At 26.1% G+C, this 17,988-nt stretch carries 20 protein-coding genes; 8 read left to right on the forward strand and 12 right to left on the reverse strand.

What is annotated here, in order from left to right:
• Positions 1-22: 22 nt before the first annotated feature.
• The 5 genes from QIA31_RS00435 to QIA31_RS00455 all read left to right on the forward strand — a co-directional run bounded on the left by QIA31_RS00435 (position 23) and on the right by QIA31_RS00455 (position 3,092).
• Positions 23-853 (forward strand): hypothetical protein, encoded by an 831-nt coding sequence (locus QIA31_RS00435; protein WP_301393621.1) that lies wholly within the window; start codon positions 23-25, stop codon positions 851-853.
• A 91-nt stretch (positions 854-944) separates the two neighbouring features.
• On the forward strand, positions 945-1,244 hold the full coding sequence (locus QIA31_RS00440) for a hypothetical protein (protein WP_301385267.1): 300 nt from the start codon (positions 945-947) through the stop codon (positions 1,242-1,244).
• 13 nt (positions 1,245-1,257) lie between these two features.
• Complete coding sequence (locus tag QIA31_RS00445; RefSeq protein ID WP_301385268.1) at positions 1,258-1,524, forward strand: hypothetical protein; 267 nt, start codon at positions 1,258-1,260, stop codon at positions 1,522-1,524.
• A gap of 73 nt (positions 1,525-1,597) precedes the next feature.
• Positions 1,598-2,536 (forward strand): DUF693 family protein, encoded by a 939-nt coding sequence (locus QIA31_RS00450; protein WP_301393623.1) that lies wholly within the window; start codon positions 1,598-1,600, stop codon positions 2,534-2,536.
• Positions 2,526-3,092: a DUF777 family protein gene (locus tag QIA31_RS00455; RefSeq protein ID WP_301385270.1), complete on the forward strand. Its 567-nt coding sequence runs from the start codon at positions 2,526-2,528 to the stop codon at positions 3,090-3,092. The genes QIA31_RS00450 and QIA31_RS00455 overlap by 11 nt, the downstream gene beginning before the upstream one ends.
• Positions 3,093-3,153: 61 nt before the next feature.
• On the opposite strand, the gene QIA31_RS00460 is transcribed toward QIA31_RS00455, so the two are convergent.
• The 4 genes from QIA31_RS00460 to QIA31_RS00475 all read right to left on the reverse strand — a co-directional run bounded on the left by QIA31_RS00460 (position 3,154) and on the right by QIA31_RS00475 (position 6,935).
• Positions 3,154-4,353, reverse strand: a complete 1,200-nt coding sequence (locus tag QIA31_RS00460; RefSeq protein ID WP_301393626.1) for a hypothetical protein — start codon at positions 4,351-4,353, stop codon at positions 3,154-3,156.
• 488 nt (positions 4,354-4,841) lie between these two features.
• On the reverse strand, positions 4,842-5,087 hold the full coding sequence (locus tag QIA31_RS00465) for a hypothetical protein (protein ID WP_301393627.1): 246 nt from the start codon (positions 5,085-5,087) through the stop codon (positions 4,842-4,844).
• A 283-nt stretch (positions 5,088-5,370) separates the two neighbouring features.
• Positions 5,371-5,652, reverse strand: a complete 282-nt coding sequence (locus QIA31_RS00470) for a hypothetical protein (protein WP_301393631.1) — start codon at positions 5,650-5,652, stop codon at positions 5,371-5,373.
• Between the two features lie 662 nt (positions 5,653-6,314).
• Entirely contained in the window at positions 6,315-6,935 is a 621-nt protein-coding gene (locus QIA31_RS00475; RefSeq protein ID WP_301385274.1) for a hypothetical protein, read from the reverse strand.
• A 249-nt stretch (positions 6,936-7,184) separates the two neighbouring features.
• Between QIA31_RS00475 and QIA31_RS00480 the strand changes: the two genes are divergently transcribed.
• Positions 7,185-7,382 (forward strand): Lp6.6 family lipoprotein, encoded by a 198-nt coding sequence (locus QIA31_RS00480; protein WP_301393634.1) that lies wholly within the window; start codon positions 7,185-7,187, stop codon positions 7,380-7,382.
• A 111-nt stretch (positions 7,383-7,493) separates the two neighbouring features.
• Here QIA31_RS00480 and QIA31_RS00485 read toward each other — a convergent pair whose 3' ends face one another.
• From QIA31_RS00485 to QIA31_RS00520, 8 genes are all read right to left on the reverse strand, one after another.
• Positions 7,494-8,414, reverse strand: coding sequence for a complement regulator-acquiring protein (locus QIA31_RS00485; protein WP_301393636.1), 921 nt, complete (start codon positions 8,412-8,414; stop codon positions 7,494-7,496).
• 167 nt (positions 8,415-8,581) lie between these two features.
• Positions 8,582-9,436, reverse strand: a complete 855-nt coding sequence (locus QIA31_RS00490; RefSeq protein WP_301393639.1) for a complement regulator-acquiring protein — start codon at positions 9,434-9,436, stop codon at positions 8,582-8,584.
• Between the two features lie 169 nt (positions 9,437-9,605).
• Complete coding sequence (locus tag QIA31_RS00495) at positions 9,606-10,871, reverse strand: complement regulator-acquiring protein (RefSeq protein ID WP_301393642.1); 1,266 nt, start codon at positions 10,869-10,871, stop codon at positions 9,606-9,608.
• A gap of 145 nt (positions 10,872-11,016) precedes the next feature.
• Positions 11,017-11,709, reverse strand: coding sequence for a complement regulator-acquiring protein (locus QIA31_RS00500; RefSeq protein WP_301393644.1), 693 nt, complete (start codon positions 11,707-11,709; stop codon positions 11,017-11,019).
• Between the two features lie 81 nt (positions 11,710-11,790).
• Positions 11,791-12,510, reverse strand: coding sequence for a complement regulator-acquiring protein (locus QIA31_RS00505; RefSeq protein ID WP_301393646.1), 720 nt, complete (start codon positions 12,508-12,510; stop codon positions 11,791-11,793).
• A gap of 239 nt (positions 12,511-12,749) precedes the next feature.
• A complete protein-coding gene (locus QIA31_RS00510; protein WP_301393648.1) occupies positions 12,750-13,580 on the reverse strand; it encodes a complement regulator-acquiring protein in 831 nt (276 codons plus the stop codon).
• A 287-nt stretch (positions 13,581-13,867) separates the two neighbouring features.
• The gene (locus tag QIA31_RS00515; RefSeq protein ID WP_301393650.1) at positions 13,868-14,560 is read right to left on the reverse strand and encodes a complement regulator-acquiring protein; all 693 of its coding nucleotides are present in this window, start codon (positions 14,558-14,560) and stop codon (positions 13,868-13,870) included.
• Positions 14,561-14,679: 119 nt separating this feature from the next.
• Positions 14,680-15,555 carry a complement regulator-acquiring protein gene (locus QIA31_RS00520; RefSeq protein WP_301393652.1) on the reverse strand — a complete coding sequence of 292 codons (876 nt, stop codon included), beginning with the start codon at positions 15,553-15,555 and terminating at the stop codon, positions 14,680-14,682.
• Between the two features lie 519 nt (positions 15,556-16,074).
• Here QIA31_RS00520 and QIA31_RS00525 point away from each other — a divergent pair.
• Together QIA31_RS00525 and QIA31_RS00530 are read left to right on the forward strand one after the other, a co-directional pair.
• Entirely contained in the window at positions 16,075-16,848 is a 774-nt protein-coding gene (locus QIA31_RS00525; RefSeq protein WP_301385287.1) for an OMS28 family porin, read from the forward strand.
• Between the two features lie 349 nt (positions 16,849-17,197).
• Positions 17,198-17,338, forward strand: coding sequence for a hypothetical protein (locus QIA31_RS00530; RefSeq protein WP_301385289.1), 141 nt, complete (start codon positions 17,198-17,200; stop codon positions 17,336-17,338).
• Positions 17,339-17,988: the final 650 nt, after the last annotated feature.

Consider the following 17,988-nt stretch of genomic DNA (forward strand, 5'->3'; position numbering starts at 1 on the left):
ACTTAGTATCGGGAGAATATTAATGAGACAATTTAAGCTTATTTTGATATTTTTTTTATTTATTGTTTCAACAGTATATGCAGGTGTTGTAAGGCCATTTGATTTTAAAAAATGGAATTTTAAAAAAGACATAGATTTAGCTTATGTATTAATGCATGATATTGATAATGGAGTTTTAACCAAATCTCAAGATAAAGCTGGTAGCATTAAAAGTCAAGAAATACTTTCTAAGTTTAACAAGTTAAATGTTTATTCTGACAGTTTGCAAAAAATAATAAAAAAAAGACTTACTAGGAGTAAATTCCAAAACGAGGTGGAATTGCCGTTACTTAAGATCTTTAAAAAGTATAAATCTTTAACAAGAAATTATAAAAATAAAAGGTTTATTGAAAATCCAGAATATACAAAACTTATTGTAGAGAGAAATATTAAAAAAATTCTTTTTCTAGAAAACTATTTTCAGTCTAGACTTAGGGATTTAAAATCCCGTGAGGATGTTGAAAAAAGAATAGATGCTAATCGAAGCAGTTTAAAGCCTTCAAAGGGTAGAACTAACAGTAATCTTAGATCAAAGTTTTCAAACTCCAAAGCTTCAAAAAGATCAAATGGGTTAAAAGATGGTGTAAAAGAATGCAGTAAGAAACGAGCCTTAAATAGCTATAATTTTAACCGGGCAGATAGTGAGTCTTTAGATGAGCTAGATCAAGATCTAAATAATAAAGACAATTACTCAGATGATTATGAGAGTGAGTATGCAGATGATTATGAGAGTGAGTATGCAGACGATTATGAGAGTGAGTATGATGGGTATTCTGAGGTGGTTCAAGGCGAAGATGAGCTTTTTGATTTATAAGAAGATACTTTTAGCTAATTTTTAATTAGAATATTTTTATTTGATTTATAAAGCTTTTAAAGATAAAATAATTTTTATTTGGAGAATATTTATGAGACAATTAATTTTAATTTCTTTTTTTGTTTTAAGTTTTAATTTATATTCTTACAATCTCCAAGATGATGAAGAGATTGCAGTCAAGTTTTTATACGAAGAAGTAAAGTTTGTTGGGGATTTAACCAAAGATCATTCTGTTTCGTCTGTTGAGAGTTTAATACAAAATGCAATTAATAAAATAGGGTCTGAGAATATTTTAGGCATTGAGCATAATATAACTTTTAATGGTATTTCTGTAATGGTAATTTATAAAGCTAAAAAGCTTAAAGTTAGTAAGGTTTTTAGTTTAAGTTAATTTGGTAGTACTTGTGAGAAAAGTTTTTTTAATTTTTATTTTATTTTATTATTTAGCTTTTAATTTACATTCCTATACTGTTGGGAATGATGAAATTGTTAAGATTAAAATTTTTAATCTTAATCTTAATCAGCAGAGATCTTTTGAAGAATTAGAAAAAGATGTAAGGCTTTTTATTCAAAAAATAGGCTCAGAAAATGTTTTAGGCATTAATCATAAAATCTTATTCACAGGGGTAGAAGTTGTAGTAATGGTGATTTATAAATCAAATCAAGATTAAAAGATTAAATTTTACTGATAATGTTGATTTTTAATTAGTTTGTTAATTTAAAAAGGAGTTTTATTTAAAAAGGATGTTAATATTTCAATACGATTTTAAGATTGAATTTTACAATGCAGTCGATTCTAAGAACAGCATTGGCGGGAGACTTGGGGGCTTGAAGCCTAGAGTTGTTATTGTAACTCAAAATGGTGCTCCTGATTTAAATATTTTTATTCAAAATACATATTCTGAGAATGATTTAATAATTGGGAAAAAAACTAAACTTCAAATTTTCAATGTGCCTTTAAATTTTTCTTATTTTAAGACTTCAGATATTGTAAAAATTTATTATAAGAAGTTTACAAATCAACAAGATTATCAATTTATTATGGCTGGATATTTGGGAGCGCCTGTTGAAAAAATTGGTAGTTTTGAGAATTTTAGTTTTGAGTGTGAACTTTATCTTTTGTCTAAGGCTACCTTTTTACATAGAAAGTTTGAGTATAAAAATTTCAAAGGAAGCACTGTTGCTGATGCAATAAATTATGTGTTTAAGGACAAAGCAATCTTTTGTATGAATGAACTTGAAAAAACAAGAGTTATTAGCAAGAGCTTTGCTTGCAACTCACCAAAAGGATTAATAGAATACTTAAGGCGACAAGGATACGTTGATTTTGTTGTTGTTGATATTGGAAATCTTGGGCAAGATGTTGATTCTAAATTTATTTTTACTAATTTTGGACAATTTATTTCTGGTGAGTGTAAAAGACTTGAAGATTATGGACTTTTGTTTGTACCTCAAAAAGATGCCTTGGGTGCTGAAAATGCTGGTTTAAGCTTGTATCAAGCTCAGGTGATGTTTACTCACAATATTAAGATTGGAGATAATCTGAGTTTTAAAGACAGGCATGGGAATAATATTTATTGTAAGGTTAAAAATACTAGTGCTAGACTAAGTAGTACTAGAGAGTGTGTTTTGAACCTTGAGCTTTACTCTGAGGATAAAAAAGGAATGTATTATGAATCATAATGATTTTTGTGGATCAGGCAGTTTAAAGAGTTCTTCTGCTAGTGCTTTTAAGCAGTATTTTTTTGAGAATATTTTTATTTGCAGAATAGGTGTTATTGAAAGTTTTGATTATGAAACTCAAACGGGGGTTGTTACTATTAAAGAGTACAAAGGATTAAAGATTAGTACCAGGAATATATCTAACTTTAATCTTGATTTAGAAGAAGAAGATGAAGTAGTTTTACTTCAAAGTAATTTTAATATTTTTCAAGAAAGTGATAATAATCATTTTGACAAAAATTATTATTACATTTTAAGTGTTCTTAATCCTAAAAAAATTGGTATTAAGTTTAATGAGTTTAAAATGAGTTTACAAGAGCTTAACACACAAAGTGAAAATATAAACTTAAAAGGGAAAAAATTGATTATTAATGTAGATAATATTGAAATTAAAGGTAATTTAAAAATTAATGGAACTAAATTCGAAAATCATATGCACAGTTCCGGCACTATAATGTATGTTAATAGTAGCGGTGTTCCAACAACTACAACTGGGAAAACGGGTCCTCTTGCTTGAGGAGATGCAAAATTACCAATTCACAACTTTTTAGTAGCTTAGCATAAGCTTGTTAACAGGTCTAATGATTATTTTCTACCAATAAGATTAAATTTCTTACTTGATTTGTAAACTCTATTGTTGCGTCAATTATTTTACTGATATTGTTAGTTGTTAATTGGGATTGAATTTTTAGTTGTTCTAGTTGTTCTTTTGTGTTTTTGTATTCATTTTTTACTTTGGTAAATTTTTCAGCTAAAACTTTATATTCCCAAGCCACTGATTCGTTGTAAAGCTTTAGATTTGGATGAAACCTTGATCCTAAGTCCCAGTTTATTTGACTTAAGTTTTCTTTTTCTTGCCATTTATTAGCGGTATCTATTATTTGCTTTATGGAACTTGTTCCTAAGGGGTCTTTAGTGTCTTCAAAAATAAGCTCACTTTTTTCCAGCTCTTTAAGTAGTCTGTTTTTTATTTTTTCCATGTTCTCAGTATTAATGATATTAGCAATTGAGCTGTTTGCTGTTGCTAAATTCTCAATCTCAATTTCAAAATCCAAAAGATCTTGAGATTTTTCTAAACTTTTTATTGCATTTAGTGCTTCATCTAGAGATTTTCTAACTTTTTCTGCGTATTCTTTTGTTATAAAGTTTTCATCTTTACCTAAATGTGTGTTTTGATTTTGAAATTGATTTTGAGGGGTGTTTTTTTCAGTTGCTTTTAAAGTGTTGTTTTCTTCTTTTTGATCAAAAATTTCTTCTTTGTAATTAGCATTAATCTCTTTTTCAATCGGATTGAGCGTTGCTTTTTCATCGGAGGTGCTTGAAATTTTGAATTCTATTGTAGCTGGATTTAAAAATTTTTGCATATTTGAGTCCAATTCTCCTTCTGCAGGTTCATCTAAAGAAGCGCCAATTAATAATAATTTTTCTTGTATTTTTGCAATTTCTTCTTCTGATTTGGTTATATTTTCTTCCTTTAGTAATTCTGATGGTATTAAGCTTTCAGATTCAGATTTTAAAGAAGATTCTTGTTTCTCAGGCTCAATTTTTTCAATTTCTAAAATAGGAGGTGTATTTTGATTTGTGTTTGAATCTAATTCTTTTTGAAAATCCGATTCAATTTGTAAGCTATTTTTAATAACTTCTGAAATATTTTGTAATTTCTGTTCGTTTAAGGATTTGTTTTTCTCATTAGTATTCATATTAGCATTACAGCTAATAATCAGTAACAATGCAGGTATTGAAAATTTGTTTAAAACTTCTTTAAGCTTGTCTTTCAAAGCTTTAAGCTCCTTTTAAAACAAGAATATCCCAACATTATACTACATTTTACTCAATTTTGATTTAAATTTTAATTTTAAAATTTAAAAAATCCCCTTAATAGGGGATTTAAGGGGGTATCATAAATTTTGCATTAATTGTTTTTAAATTTCTTATTTTTACTATCTTGCAGAAATAGCAATTTAATACTTTTAGTGTTTTGCCTTTGGTTTATTTATAATATGGTATCGAAGTAGAGGGCTGTTTTAAGTAACTTTTATAAAAGTTCCAGTACCATTCTTCTTTTTTTATATTGATGCAAAATATTTGCTTTGTACTAAGTGTATAGCATCCTTTAAAATTTTCAGATTTAGCAATAAAGGAGAACATCGGGTGATATTCGATGTTCCTTTGAATATATTAATATATTTAAATGTAAGTTTAATATTTTAAATATCAATATAGTAAAATCTTTTCAAGACAAGATATTAAAAAGATTTTACTGCCCCTAATCAAACTCTTCTTCATCTTCATCATCATCATCATCATCTTCTTCGTTTTCTTCATGATCGTTATTAACTTTTTCTTTGACTTTGGAGTTTGGGTGTGAATTTTTATTTTTTTCTTCTTTTTCTTCTTTTTGCAAGTTTTTTGCTGCATTCTTAAGAAGATAATCTATTAAAACCCCGCGACCAATTGCGCTACAAGATATTATAAATACTAAAAACGAAATAAGTATTAATTTTTTAACCATTTAATCATTCCTTTAACCTGGGCAATTTAGTTGTAATTATACATCATTTAATTTAATTAATCAATTAAATGATGTATAATTACAAGCTTAATATATCTCAGATATATTCTTTTTGAATTATTGATTTTAGACTGTTTATGTTTGTTATTATTTCTAAGAGTTTAATAAAATTTTTATTCATTTTAAAGATTTGATTGTGAGGCAACAGTTCTAATTCTATGCTTTTTTCGTTAATGGACACTTTGTTGTAATCTATTGAATGGTAATCTTTTTTATTTTTTATTTAAAATCTATAAATAGGATTTAAGTACCCCCGACTTATACCTTTTTTAATTATATCTTTAATGTCTAGTAAAACATAATCTTTAGGTTTAAAGATGTCGTTTGGAGGATTGAGCATGATGTTAATAACATTGTTATTATTTTTGTTTTTAAGGTTCAAAACAAAAAATAGTTCTTGATTTTGGAAAAGATTTTCAATATTTTTTATCTCTTTAAGTTTTTTAAAAGTTGGCTTTACCAAGTTTTTTGAGTCTAACAATTTTTTATTTATTAAGATGCTCAAAGACGCTACTTGTCCTTTTGTAGATAAGATTTTATCTTCTTCTTGTTGGAATTCATTTTCTCTGTTGATGCTAAAATTAATAGTGAATGTTTGAATTGGATAATTTTGTTTGTAGTAATTTTCGATGCTTGTTGGGTTTTGATTTGATTGTCTTATTTCTACTTTTTTAATTGATACTTTAGAGATTGGGTTTTTTAGGCTATGTCTTCTACGGTTTGTTGTTTTGTAGTTTTTTCTTTTTTATGTGTAAACAGACTGCAGAATAAGATTAAAATTCCTAGTGATATTAAAATAACCTTTTTCCCCAGTTATTGCTCATTATCCTTTACATACTCATTATATAATTATTAACAAATTATTAATAATCAATTTTTAAGTTTTATTAGATTAATTTTTAAAAAAAAGATTAGGTATTGATCTTTATAAAAAGAAGTTCTCTAATAAAATAAAAGAACTTCTTTGGAGGTAGTTAAAAAGTAGTATATTTCTATTTCTTAATACGCTACTGTTTTGATAATAGAATTATAAATATTTTTAAAGTATAGTTCATATTTTAGAAGATGAATTTTTATGTTTATTTAAATTTATACAAAGAGGACTCGCAGTAGAGAGCCTCTTTGAAACGTGTGTGGGAAGTGTTTGATAAATTTAGTTTTTTAAAACTATTTTATGAATTCTTTTAATTTTAAAGCATTGGTTAGTATTTTTAGCGTATTGTAAATGTTTTGACTGATTTTAATGTAATATTTTTTATTAGAATAAGGAGAGTAAATAAGTTTAACTTTGTTTAAGCTTTTTTGAAATTTGCTAAAGCTTAGATACTTCCAACTGTAGTTGGTTGATACGTAAAATGAGCTTCCAAATTGCAAATCACCGGATTTATCTTTGTTTAGGATTGCTTTGTTTATGCTTAATAGACTGTGGTAATGAAACAAAGGCATTAAATTGATTTCCCTTTTATATTTATCTTCAAAATTTAAACAACATCTTATGTAATTATTTTCATAAAGATAAATAAAATCTTTATGGTTTTTTAATTTAAGCAGGTTTTTTAAACCCCTTTTATCCATACTATTTTTGTGAGCCAGTATGCTTATTGATTTTAGCTTACCTTTTGTTAGTGTAATTTTGTCGTATTGGTCTAAATATTGTGCTTCTGATTTTATTTCAATTGTTGCATTTGAATCTATGTTATAAGTTCTAATGTAAAATTGTGTACAAAAAATAGGGTTTAAAGGCTTTGTATATTCACTTTTGTAAATTAGATTTTTAATAGCATTCATATTTATCTCTTGTAATATTTAAATAGCTTAGATTCTTTTTTAAGATACTCAAAGTTGTTTGCATATAAGTAATTTAATTATTCCCCAGTCCAAATTTATTTACATAGAATATCATTTTATACAGATTTTATCAATAGTTTCTAAATCGTTTTATAATATTTTTTATTTAAAATAAAAAACTAATTAATATTGATTATTTTAAAATTATATTTTAATATAATATAAATTTTAAATAAGGAGAATTAAATAATGACAAAATTAATGTATGCTATGTTTTTGAGTGCAATATTATTTATTGCTTGCGAAACTACAACAATCTCAGATGAGATGGAAAATGTTATTGACGAGGATTCAAAAGTTACAGCTCCAATGCCAGACAAGTCTATGAAATCAACTAAACAACCTATGAAATCAACTAAACAACCTATGAAGTCAATTAAAAAGTAATAAGCTTTACCTTTAATTAATCAAGAATTCAATTCTAGCAATTTATTTAAAAAAAAAAAGAAAAAGACCAGTAGGGCCTTTTTCTTTGTGGATATCAATATCAAACCAATATTACTGAATTGGGGCAAGAATATTGGTGATTTTATTTTTTAAATTTAAAATTACATTATGTATGTTTATTAATAGGGCTTTTGGATTTTTTGAATTTAAGTAGTCATTTAATCTTGCAATGTTAGTTTTTAGTTCAGGATTATTATTGTATTCAGTAATCATGTCATCTACATCTTTTATCCAATTTTCTTTAAATTGTATAAGTTTGTTAAAATCATAGTAGAGTGCTTTTAAGTTAGATTTGTTTAGTTGTTGTATCTTGTCTTTTACATTCCATATTTTAAAGTTGGTTTTTTCTATTGTTAATTGGATGCTAAAGCCTCTGTTTATAAGTATTGCTTTAGCTAAGTCTAGGTAGTTTGAATCTTGGCTGAGTTTTGATAAAATTTTTCCAATACCCGAAATTGCGGCTTTTTGAAACTTTAAAGATGTGTAAATCATTCTTCTTTCAGCTAGATATTCGTTTTTGTCAAGAGTTACTGTTGCATTTGAACTGAAAAATATTTTACTAAATACGTCTTTTTTCATTCCAAATTGGTCATCAGGTTCGTTCCTGTTAGAATCAAAGTCGATTATTTGATTAATATTCGCAGCTCTTTCTAATATTTTCCTTATTAACTCTTGAGCCTCAGGATCTATTATTTGCTTTGAATTATTAGCATTATGTTGATTTTTTAACTTACTAACAGCAGCAGGAACCCCAGCAGGCAGATTGTTCGCTTTTGAGTTTTTATGCTTACTGCTTTTAGACATTTTTTTAATCTTTGATGATTTATTTTCTTTTTTAGTTATTTTTATATTTGCCTTTTCATTTTTTTCCTTTTCATCATCGTCATTGGTAACTTCTAGCGAGCAAGAAAGCAAAATTAGCGCACTTAATATATGCAATAAAAATATTGCAAATAATTTATTATTTTTCAAAATAGTATCCTTCAATAAAAATTTTAAGTAATTAATTTTTAATTAAAAATTTTAATTACCTAATTAATAACTTTAATTCAAAATTGTTATTGTACAAAATAAAATTCAAAAAAAAAGAGAGCAAAAGCTCCCCTTTAGGTTTAAGGTTTTATTTTTAGATAAATTTTTTAATTATTATTAAGTTTAAATAATGTGTCTAAGTAAGTTAATGCTTGTTCAGATTTAAAGCAAAGAGAAGCAATCTTGTCTTTGTATGTCTTTTGAATATGGTCATTAAGCTTTTCTATATTGTTTTGCAGCTCTAAAGTAGCGTTTGAACTTACAATTAATCTTTCTATTGTATTTAGCCATTCTTTTTTTATTTTAAGTAAATCAACAATTGTTGTGTAAATTTCTTCTAAAGTTTTTTTATTAAAAGTATTTTCTTTTAATCTCTTCATATTAATTGCTAAATTTTCAAGCGCAACTTCAAATCTTTGTTGAATTTGCATACCCCCGCCCCCCAACATTTTTTTTATTGTTTCGTGAGTTTTTGGGTTCTTGTAAAGCTTGTTTACAATCTCTGATAAATTAAAAATGTCAGTAGTGTTGTAGCTTAATGATGAATAAAATTGCCTTCTCATTCTTTGAGCGTCTATTAAGTTTGAGTTCATTTTTTCTCTGAGTTTTGCTCCAGTTTGAAAGTTTGTTTTGTAAACATTGATTATTTCAAACATGCTATTTTTTAGTCCAAATTGACTAGGTATTTCTTTTTGAAGTTTGTCTTTTTTTATTATTGCCATTTCTCTTTTTAGGATTTCAAAAAGCTTGCAAACTATGTCTTTTTGCTCTTTTGGGCTTTTTAAGTCTTTTGTTGATCTTTGATGTTCTTGTTTTTTTGTAGTTTGCTGAGAATTTAATTCATCGTATGTTGTTTCTGTAAAACTTGCTAATTTGCTCTGATTATCTTCATAGTGTAGCTTACAAGAGAAAAATGTTATTATTGCCAATGTTATAAATATTGATAATTTTTCCGCATTCAAAATTTAATCCTTTAATAAAAATTTTAAGTAATTTTAATTATTTAAAAATAATACTTAATTATTTAAATTTAGTTCAAATTTTAAATTGAACAATAAAAAAAAGAAAAGGTCTGACCTTTTCTTTTTTTAAAATTTTTGTAAAATAGTTTGTTTTCTTATTTTAAATAAACTATTTGAAATTTGTTATGTCAATGTATGTGTTAAGAACAAACTGACGAATATCTTTCATTTTATCTAAATATTTAGCCTCAATATATTGCGCTAAAGATTGGGGATCTTTTAGATTTGAATTATGTTGCACATTGCTAATAAGGGCGTCAACTTGTTTAAACCATTCGTTTTTTTTATTTAGTATCGAATTTAGTTTTGATTCAAGATCTTGGATCTTATTGCTAAAATCAAGGCCATTAGTTCCACTTCTTAAGTATTCTTGGAAAAAGGTTTCAGTTTTTTTCTCTATTTCTTCTATTGCAAAGTCTAAAGGTATTTGTATTCCAAGTCCTGATCTTATTAATGATCTGATTAGGTTGTGATTTTTATCCTCCTGAAAAAGGATTTCCATCATTGATCCAAATTGTGTGATTTTAGATTGATCAAAATTCATCATCGCATAGAATTTATGTCTATTGCTTTCTGCTTCTGGTGCGTAAGAGCTAAGTTTTGGTGCGTAACTTCGATCAAAAACTTGAGCATTTGAAATAACATCTAATAGAGTAAATGCAGAATCTTTCATTTTAAACTGATCGTAAGTTTCTCTAAATCCGTTGTTGTGTGTTTTGTTTTTTTCCTCAGAAATTCTTACAAGAAAGTCATTTTTTATCGTTTGAAATCTAATATCACCGGAAAATGTTTGGACAGCGCTTGGTTGAGCTTGTCTGTAATTTGCAGAAAAATTGTTGCTTTGTAAGTCGCTAAAGCTTGTCTGGCTTATTGGTTGACTATTCCCAGAATAAAGGGCATGTTTTCGGGGAATATTAATTCTTTTGCTATGAGTTTTTGTTGTCTTCCTAGACACAGGTTTAACCGTTCGTGTAGATGCTATTTGTTTTGGCGGCATTACTACTTTTATTTGTGTGTTTTTACTTGATGTAGCCGTATTAACCGGAGCAATCGGAGTAACCGGATTTTTTGATTTAGGCAGATTGGCTAGATTAGCCAGATCAACTTTTTGTTGCGGGAGGTTTTGCAATCCTTTATTTTTTATTGATTGTGCTTGTTTTTGCACGCCCGCTGAATTTGCCACTTTATTGGTGTTTGTTTGATTTTTAGCAGCATTTGAATTTGTGTTAATACTTAGTTCTGCTTGATCATTTGTTGTGCTATTTAGAAGTTCTGCCACTTTATTTTTATAATCTTCGTCTAGGTTGGCCTCAACCGTGCAAGAGAATAAAAACAAGGCTATGCATTTTAAATTTATTAATGGTTTAATTTTCAAGATATTATTCCTTTATTTCTTTTTAATAAATTTTAATAATTAAAATTAATTACTAATTAATAAAAAGATAGTTCAAATTGAGAAATAATTAATACATATAAATAAAAAAAGAGCAAAAGATTTTTGCTCTTTTTTTGCAGCCTGCTCATAAGTCTTCTTGCAAATCCCTTCCAATTTCTATCATTAAATCGTAAATTTCATTTGAGTCCGGCTTTAATGTATTTTCATAGGTTTTTTTCAGATAAGCTTCTAATTCTTGAATATTGTTTTGAAGATTTTCATCATCATTGTAAGTAATAATAATTTTGTCTATATTTTTAATCCATTGTTGCTTCATGCTCAGAATTTTGTTTATTTTATCTTTAATCTCTTTTAATTTTTTTTTGTTATGAAAATCAATAAGATCGTCTTTTCTTTTATATATGTCAAGAATAGCAATTTCTAGTGGATTTTGAATAAAAATTGACCCCCTGTCGATTATTGACCCAATTAACTTTAAAAGTTCAAACCATCGTGTTGAATTCTTTTCCATTTCTAAAGCTTTATTTAAAATTTCTAATATGTTTTTAATTCTTATTTTATTGTACTCAAGAGATGAATAAAATTGTCTTTTGTACTCTTTGGAGAGTTCATCTTTTTTTCTAACAAAAACAAAAATATTTTCTATCTTACCAAGGCCTAATTCATTTTCTTTTTTGTCGCTTTCTATTTTTTCTACTATAGGTTTTATTATTTTTTCTATTTTATGGGTAATTTTTTGATTTGAGTCAAGTAAATTACATGAACACAAAAGTAATGTTATTGCCAGTTTAATAAACTTTATTTTGTATTTTTTCAAAGTATTCTCCTTTTAAAAAAAAGTATTATATTGTTTGATTTTAAATGTATATAAAATCAAAATGCTTAAGTCTTAGCATATTTAATTTTGACTCCCAGGTATTGTTAAGTTTGGTAAATTATAATTAGGATTTAATATTTCTTTTATTTTTGCAATTGCATCTGTTGTGTCATATTTTTCCGGTTTAATTTTATATCTAATGTGTTCTGCTAGACTTTCAACATCTTCTTTAATTTTTTTTAAATTTTCGTTGTATTCGAGAATAATCTCATCTATCTTTTCGATCCAATTTTGTTTTATTTCAAAAAGTTCTTTTATTGCAGTCTCAAGAGTTTTTAGGTTTTCTTTGCCTAGTCTTTTTAATTCATCTTTATCATCAGATATTTTTAAAATTATCTCTTCAAGGCTTTTTTGAATGTTGAAATATCCTACCTTTACAACTTCTTCAATTAGCTTATGGTGTTCTTTTTGTTTGTAAAGTTGTGTGAGTATTTTCCCGAAGCTTACAATTCTTTCTTTATTGTAATCCAAGGAAGAGTAAAATAGTAACCTTTCCTCTTTTTTTGAGTCTGAGCTGAGCTTTGAAAGCTTAAGGACAGTCGTATCTGTATTAAAAACCGAATATTTCATTCCAAACTGATCAGAGTCTTCAGCTTGGTCTTTGTATTCTTCTACTTCTTCTTTAAATCTTTTTATTTTTGTTGATATTCTTTGTGTTATTGGTCCTTGAAACAAACTACAAGAACACAAAAGAAGTGTTGCAATGACAATATTAGTTAATATTAAATCATTTTTTTTCAAAATATTCTCCTTTTATAAAAATGTAATAATGCAATACAAAATAATTCTTAGTACATATTACAAATGTATATCAAATTATTTAAAGTTTAAATTTAAACTTTAATAAAAATAAAAAGACATTATTGTTTTTGGCTTGAATTTAAATTAAGTGCATAAAAAAAAAAGAGAAGTTAATTCTTCTCTTTTGAAAAACATTAAGTGCAACGTATTAAATTTTTTTTGTTTTATTAATAGGTAATCTACATATAATCAAATTCTTTATAATTTTCATTTATGTGTTTTAATAGTTTTTCCTTATTGGTTTTAATGCCGCCTAAGTCTTGATTGTAAGCCCTAATAGTGTTATTTAAAATTTTCTTATATTTTTGTTTTACCTTTAATCTACTTTCTAATTGTATTAGTAGCCTTGCGGCTAGCTCTTTGTTTGGAGTGCGTAATTCATCTTTTTTTGCTTTAGCTTGTAATGATTTTATATCTTCTATAAGCCATTGAATCCTCCGTGCTGTCAGAAAGAAAAATTTTATAACTGTCTTCCTGGTTTTAAGATTTTTTGTAATTTTTCCAGTAATTTCTTTTAATGTATTTATTTTGTCTGTTTCGTAATTTAAAGATGAGTAAAATATTCTTTTCAATTTCATTTGATCCTCTTCTGTAAGAGTATCAAAAGGCTTAACCGTAGAAGAATTTATAAAATCAAATCCCGCATCAGCAATTTTAGCTATTTCTATATCTTCTTTTTCTTTTTCTTCTTCTATTTTCTTAGGGATTGTTTCTAATTTTAAGTTTATATCTTCTATATTATCTGTTTCTAAATATCCAAGATATAGACCATCTTTTGTAAGATATTCGATATTCTGATCATCTTCTGCTGAATATTCGATATCTTGATCATCATTTGTTGAATGTCTGAGGTCTTGATATTTTTTTTCAATATTTTGTTTTTTTACTTTTTGCTTGGTGTTGTTTTTGCGTCTTGGATCGATATTGTTAACAGCGCATGAGATGCAGATTAAAGTTAATATCATTTTAATAATATTTGTTTTAATCGGTTTTAGTTTAGTTTTTATCAAAATAATATCCTTATTATATTAATTTTAATATCTATTAATATTAATTATAAATTAATAATACAACGATATTATTTTATTTGTCAAATAATATTAGTATCATTTTGTATTATTTGACAAAATTTCTGTTTTGTTTTGTTTTGTTTTGTAATATTTAAAATTAAAACTTTAATAAAAATAAAGAGATTGTTGTTTTTATTGCGGACTTTGATTTAAGTAAGGCAAAAAAAAAGAGAAGATAACTCTTCTCTTTAAAAAAATATCAAGTGCTATGTATTTTTTTTGTTAAGTTATGTTAGATGTTCTAGATAGTTTTTAACAATAGTAAAGTCTATGTAATTTCTATATAAGCGTTTTGCTAGTTGGCAATTATTGTTTTGAATGTTTTGATTACAAGATTCAATAGCTTTGTTTAATTTTTTTGCAAATTCTTTTTTTAAGATTAAGTAAGTTTTTAAAACTCCATATAGCAATTCAAACTTATTTTGTTTTAGAGTGTGTAATCCATTTTGTATTAATTTTAAATAATTTTCTATTTCTTTTTGAGCAAAAAATGCTGTGTTATGAAGAAAATATATAAGTAAGGGTTTTCTTTTATGGTCAACATATTGGCAAAATTTTTTAAGAATTTCTTTTAATGTATTTATTTTATCTGTTTCGTAATTTAAAGATGAGTAAATTATTCTTTTTATTATGCTTATTTGATCTTCTTTTAAATAAAGAAGATAAGGGTTTGCTTTAAAAGTGTCTAGAAAATCAAGTTTTGCAGCAGCAATTTTGGCTATTTCTATATTTTTTTGCTCTTTTTGAGCTTCTTTCTTTGAAGTGTTTAGATCTTGAGATTCATTTAAAAAATTTTGGTTGTTTCCTTTTGGATTAGTTTTATTGTTTAGGTAAGGATAGATTTTATCAGCAAGTTCGCATAAGAGGTAAATTAAGCTTGTTTTTACAGCAAGAATTGCATTTAATTTAGTTTTTGCCAAAATATTCTCCTTAAGTTAAATTTTATTTAGTTTGTATTAAAAGATTAAATTTTATTGTTTATTTTTAGGTTTTTAGTTTTGTAATATTTACTCCTTTTAATACACACATACACTATTAATTAGTAGTGTATGTGGTCACAACAGTCTTGTAGTAGCCTTTCAATCTTATGTGCAATTTGCATACTTTCATCTGCGTTTAATTTATGTTCGTATCCAAGCCTTATTTTTTCTCCTAAAATTATTCGGTATATTTTATCATGTTTGTTTTTTAAACTATTGTTATATTCATTAATAATGTCATCGACAATTTTTATCCACCCATTTCTATGTTGAAGTAGTTTTTCAAATTTTTCTTGGATATCTTTTACTTTTTTTGTTTCAAAGTTTAGCATTAAGCGCTTTTGATTATTTTTATTTAAATGATTGACAGCTTTTTCAAATGATTCTTGAGTTTTGAATCCTTTCCAAAAAACTAAGCCAATAACAGTATAATGGTAGCCATTTGAGCTTGATGTTTCTGCTAGTATTGAGATTAATTTTTTGATTTTATTCTCATCATAATCCAGAGATGAAAAAAATAATCTTCTAATTTGGCTATCTTTTAAGTCTAGGTTAAGAAAATTTTCTTTAGTGTTTTCTGGGAATAAGTTTTTATTTATTCCAAAGCAATCAATAGGTTCAATTTTTTGAATGTCTTTATTTATTTTTGGAGCATATATTGTTATATATGGTTCTATTTTATTAATTAATTTTTCATTTTCATTTAATCTTTGTGTAAAGTTTTTAATTGCCGCTTCCTTTTCAATGCTGAGGAGCTGGTTTTTCTGTAAGATTTGAATATTTTTAGCATTTTCTTTCTCAATTACGGGAATGGGATTTGATTGTAATTCATTTGCGATTTCTTCTGGGTTGTTTGATTTAGAATAAAAAGAACAAGAGGCTAGTAAAATTATTTTATATAATGTTAATATTTTATAAATTGTGGGTTTTCTCAAAACTTAATCCTTTAAAAATACTTTAAAAAAGTTAATTAATCTCATTTAATAAGCTTGCCATTACTATTGTAAGTATATTTCAGTTTGTTTCATTTTCAATGATTGTTTTATCCATTTAAAATAAAAGATAATAAATTAACTATTTAAAATATTTTTTTAAAAAAAGCTACTTAAAACGTTTCGCTTGGTTTTTAAATTTGTTAGCATATTGATATTGTACTTTCTAAGTTGTATTAATTTAATAATTTTTATTATTAGCTTTGTTTTTGCTTATGATATGCATTATACTTTTCATGTGTTATTTTGTAATAATAAATCTAACTATTATAAAATAACACCGTTCTCCCCATTTTAATGTAAAATTTAATCGGTATAAGTCTTGTTTAACCTCTTGTTTTTGTAGGATGTTTTAATTAAAAAAGTTAATTAAATGCATTAATACAAATATATATATTGATTCTAATTTAGTTATGTTTTAAAATATTAAGAATAAAATAGTTTAAATAAGGAGAATTAACAATGATTAAAATATTTAGTAATTTAATAATTAATGGATTATTGTTTGGATTTTTAAATTTAAATGTTTTTGCAGATTCTAATAATGTAAAAGTTATTCAATCTCAATCCGATGTTTTAGAACACTCAGATCAAAATGATAACAAAAAATTAGATCAAAAAGATCAGGTTAATAAAGCTTTAGATACTATTAACAAGGTTACAGAAGATGTTTCTAATAAATTAGAAGAGGTTAGAGAATCATCTCTTGAGTTGGTAGAATCAAATGATGTTAGTACGGTTAAAAAGTTTATAGGTTCAATGTCTTTAATCTCAGATGTTGCCAAAGGCGCTGTCGTTGTATCACAAGAAGCAACTATTATAGCAAAGTTTTCAGGAATGGTTGCTGAGGATTCAAATAAGGTTGTCGAAATGTCTAAGAAGGCTGCTCAAGAAACCCAAAAAGCTGTTTCTATTGCAGGTGAAGCAATGGTTTTAATAGAGAAGCAAATAATGTCAAATAAATCTCCAAATAATAAGGAATTGGAATTGACAAAAGAAGAATTTGCTAAAGTAGAACAAGTTAAAGAAACCCTAATGGCTTCTGAAAGGGCTTTAGATGAAACAGCTCAAGAGGCTCAAAAAGTTCTCAACATCGTTAATGGTTTAAATCCATCAAATAAGGATCAAGTAGTAGCAAAAAAAGATGTTGCAAAGGCTATTTCCAATGTTGTTAAAGTAGCTCAAGGCGCAAGAGATCTTGCAAGGGTAATGTCTATTTCTTTATATATGAGATAGTTTATTATATAGATTTATAAATGATTAAAGGATAAAACAAAAAGGTTTGAGACCGTATATAGCCTCAAACCTTTTTTGTATTTTCTATTTTGGTAAGCTTAACACTAAAAACTCCCCATTAAGGCTTATTTTATGATATAGTATTTGTATTCCAAATATTATCATTTCCAATATTTGTGTTTTTAAAAATTAATAACTATACTTTTAAGTAGGAGTATCAATTTTTAAATAAAGAATATAAAATTTTGAATAATGGTTTTTAAAGTTTATTGATTTTATGGAGATGATAAAAGAATAGTCGAAGCCGTACGGATTTCTTATCGAGGAGATGGCGTTAAAAGGAAAAAAGATGCGTAGTTCTATTGACTATTTAATAAGAAATGGATATACAAGCCCATTAGAGCGGGTTTTTACATTTAATGTTAAAGCCCCCCCAATAGGTTATTGCAAGGCAATAGATGAGAGACATAGAGCTGCGGCAAGGAATTAATAAAGTTTCTGGATAGATGCTACAGCCTGGCAAGAGAAGAATTTTATGTTCCTTTTAAGGGATGATTAAAGGTGTCATTATAGTAATAGCCAACTTAATAAAAGAGAATTAAGGTCTTATAAAAAGACTTGTTAGATAAAATAAAGCGGCATTAAAAATATTCTTATTAGCTTTGTCAAGATATGGTTAATTCTAATATTCCAAAAGAACTTTCAAGGATAGTTTTATCTTTAAGTTTATATACTGAATGGTATTAGCAAATTGATTTAAATAATCTTTTCTATTTTATTAAATTACGATTAGCTTTAGATAGTCCAAAAAAATTAAAGAGAATTTGCCAAAAGAAATGCGAGAATATGCTCAGGATATTGACAAGTATAGTAAAGAGAAATTTTCCCCACCTCTTTTAACAGTTTTGAAAATCATTTTTTAAGAAGAAAGATATTTTCTCACAAATAAAGAGATAATAGTAATTATTAATGCCTTGTATTTAGGCAAGCTTAGTATGGATGCTGAAAAATTAGACTTATTGAAAGATAAGCTGGGGATTGATTGATTTTTTATTATAAAGTGTAATTTCAAAAAAGACAATGTGAATTTAATAAGAGGATATTAAAATAAGTAATTAATATACTAATAAATACTTATTA

This window comes from [Borrelia] turdi (assembly GCF_030439285.2).
GTDB classification, from domain to species: domain Bacteria; phylum Spirochaetota; class Spirochaetia; order Borreliales; family Borreliaceae; genus Borreliella; species Borreliella turdi.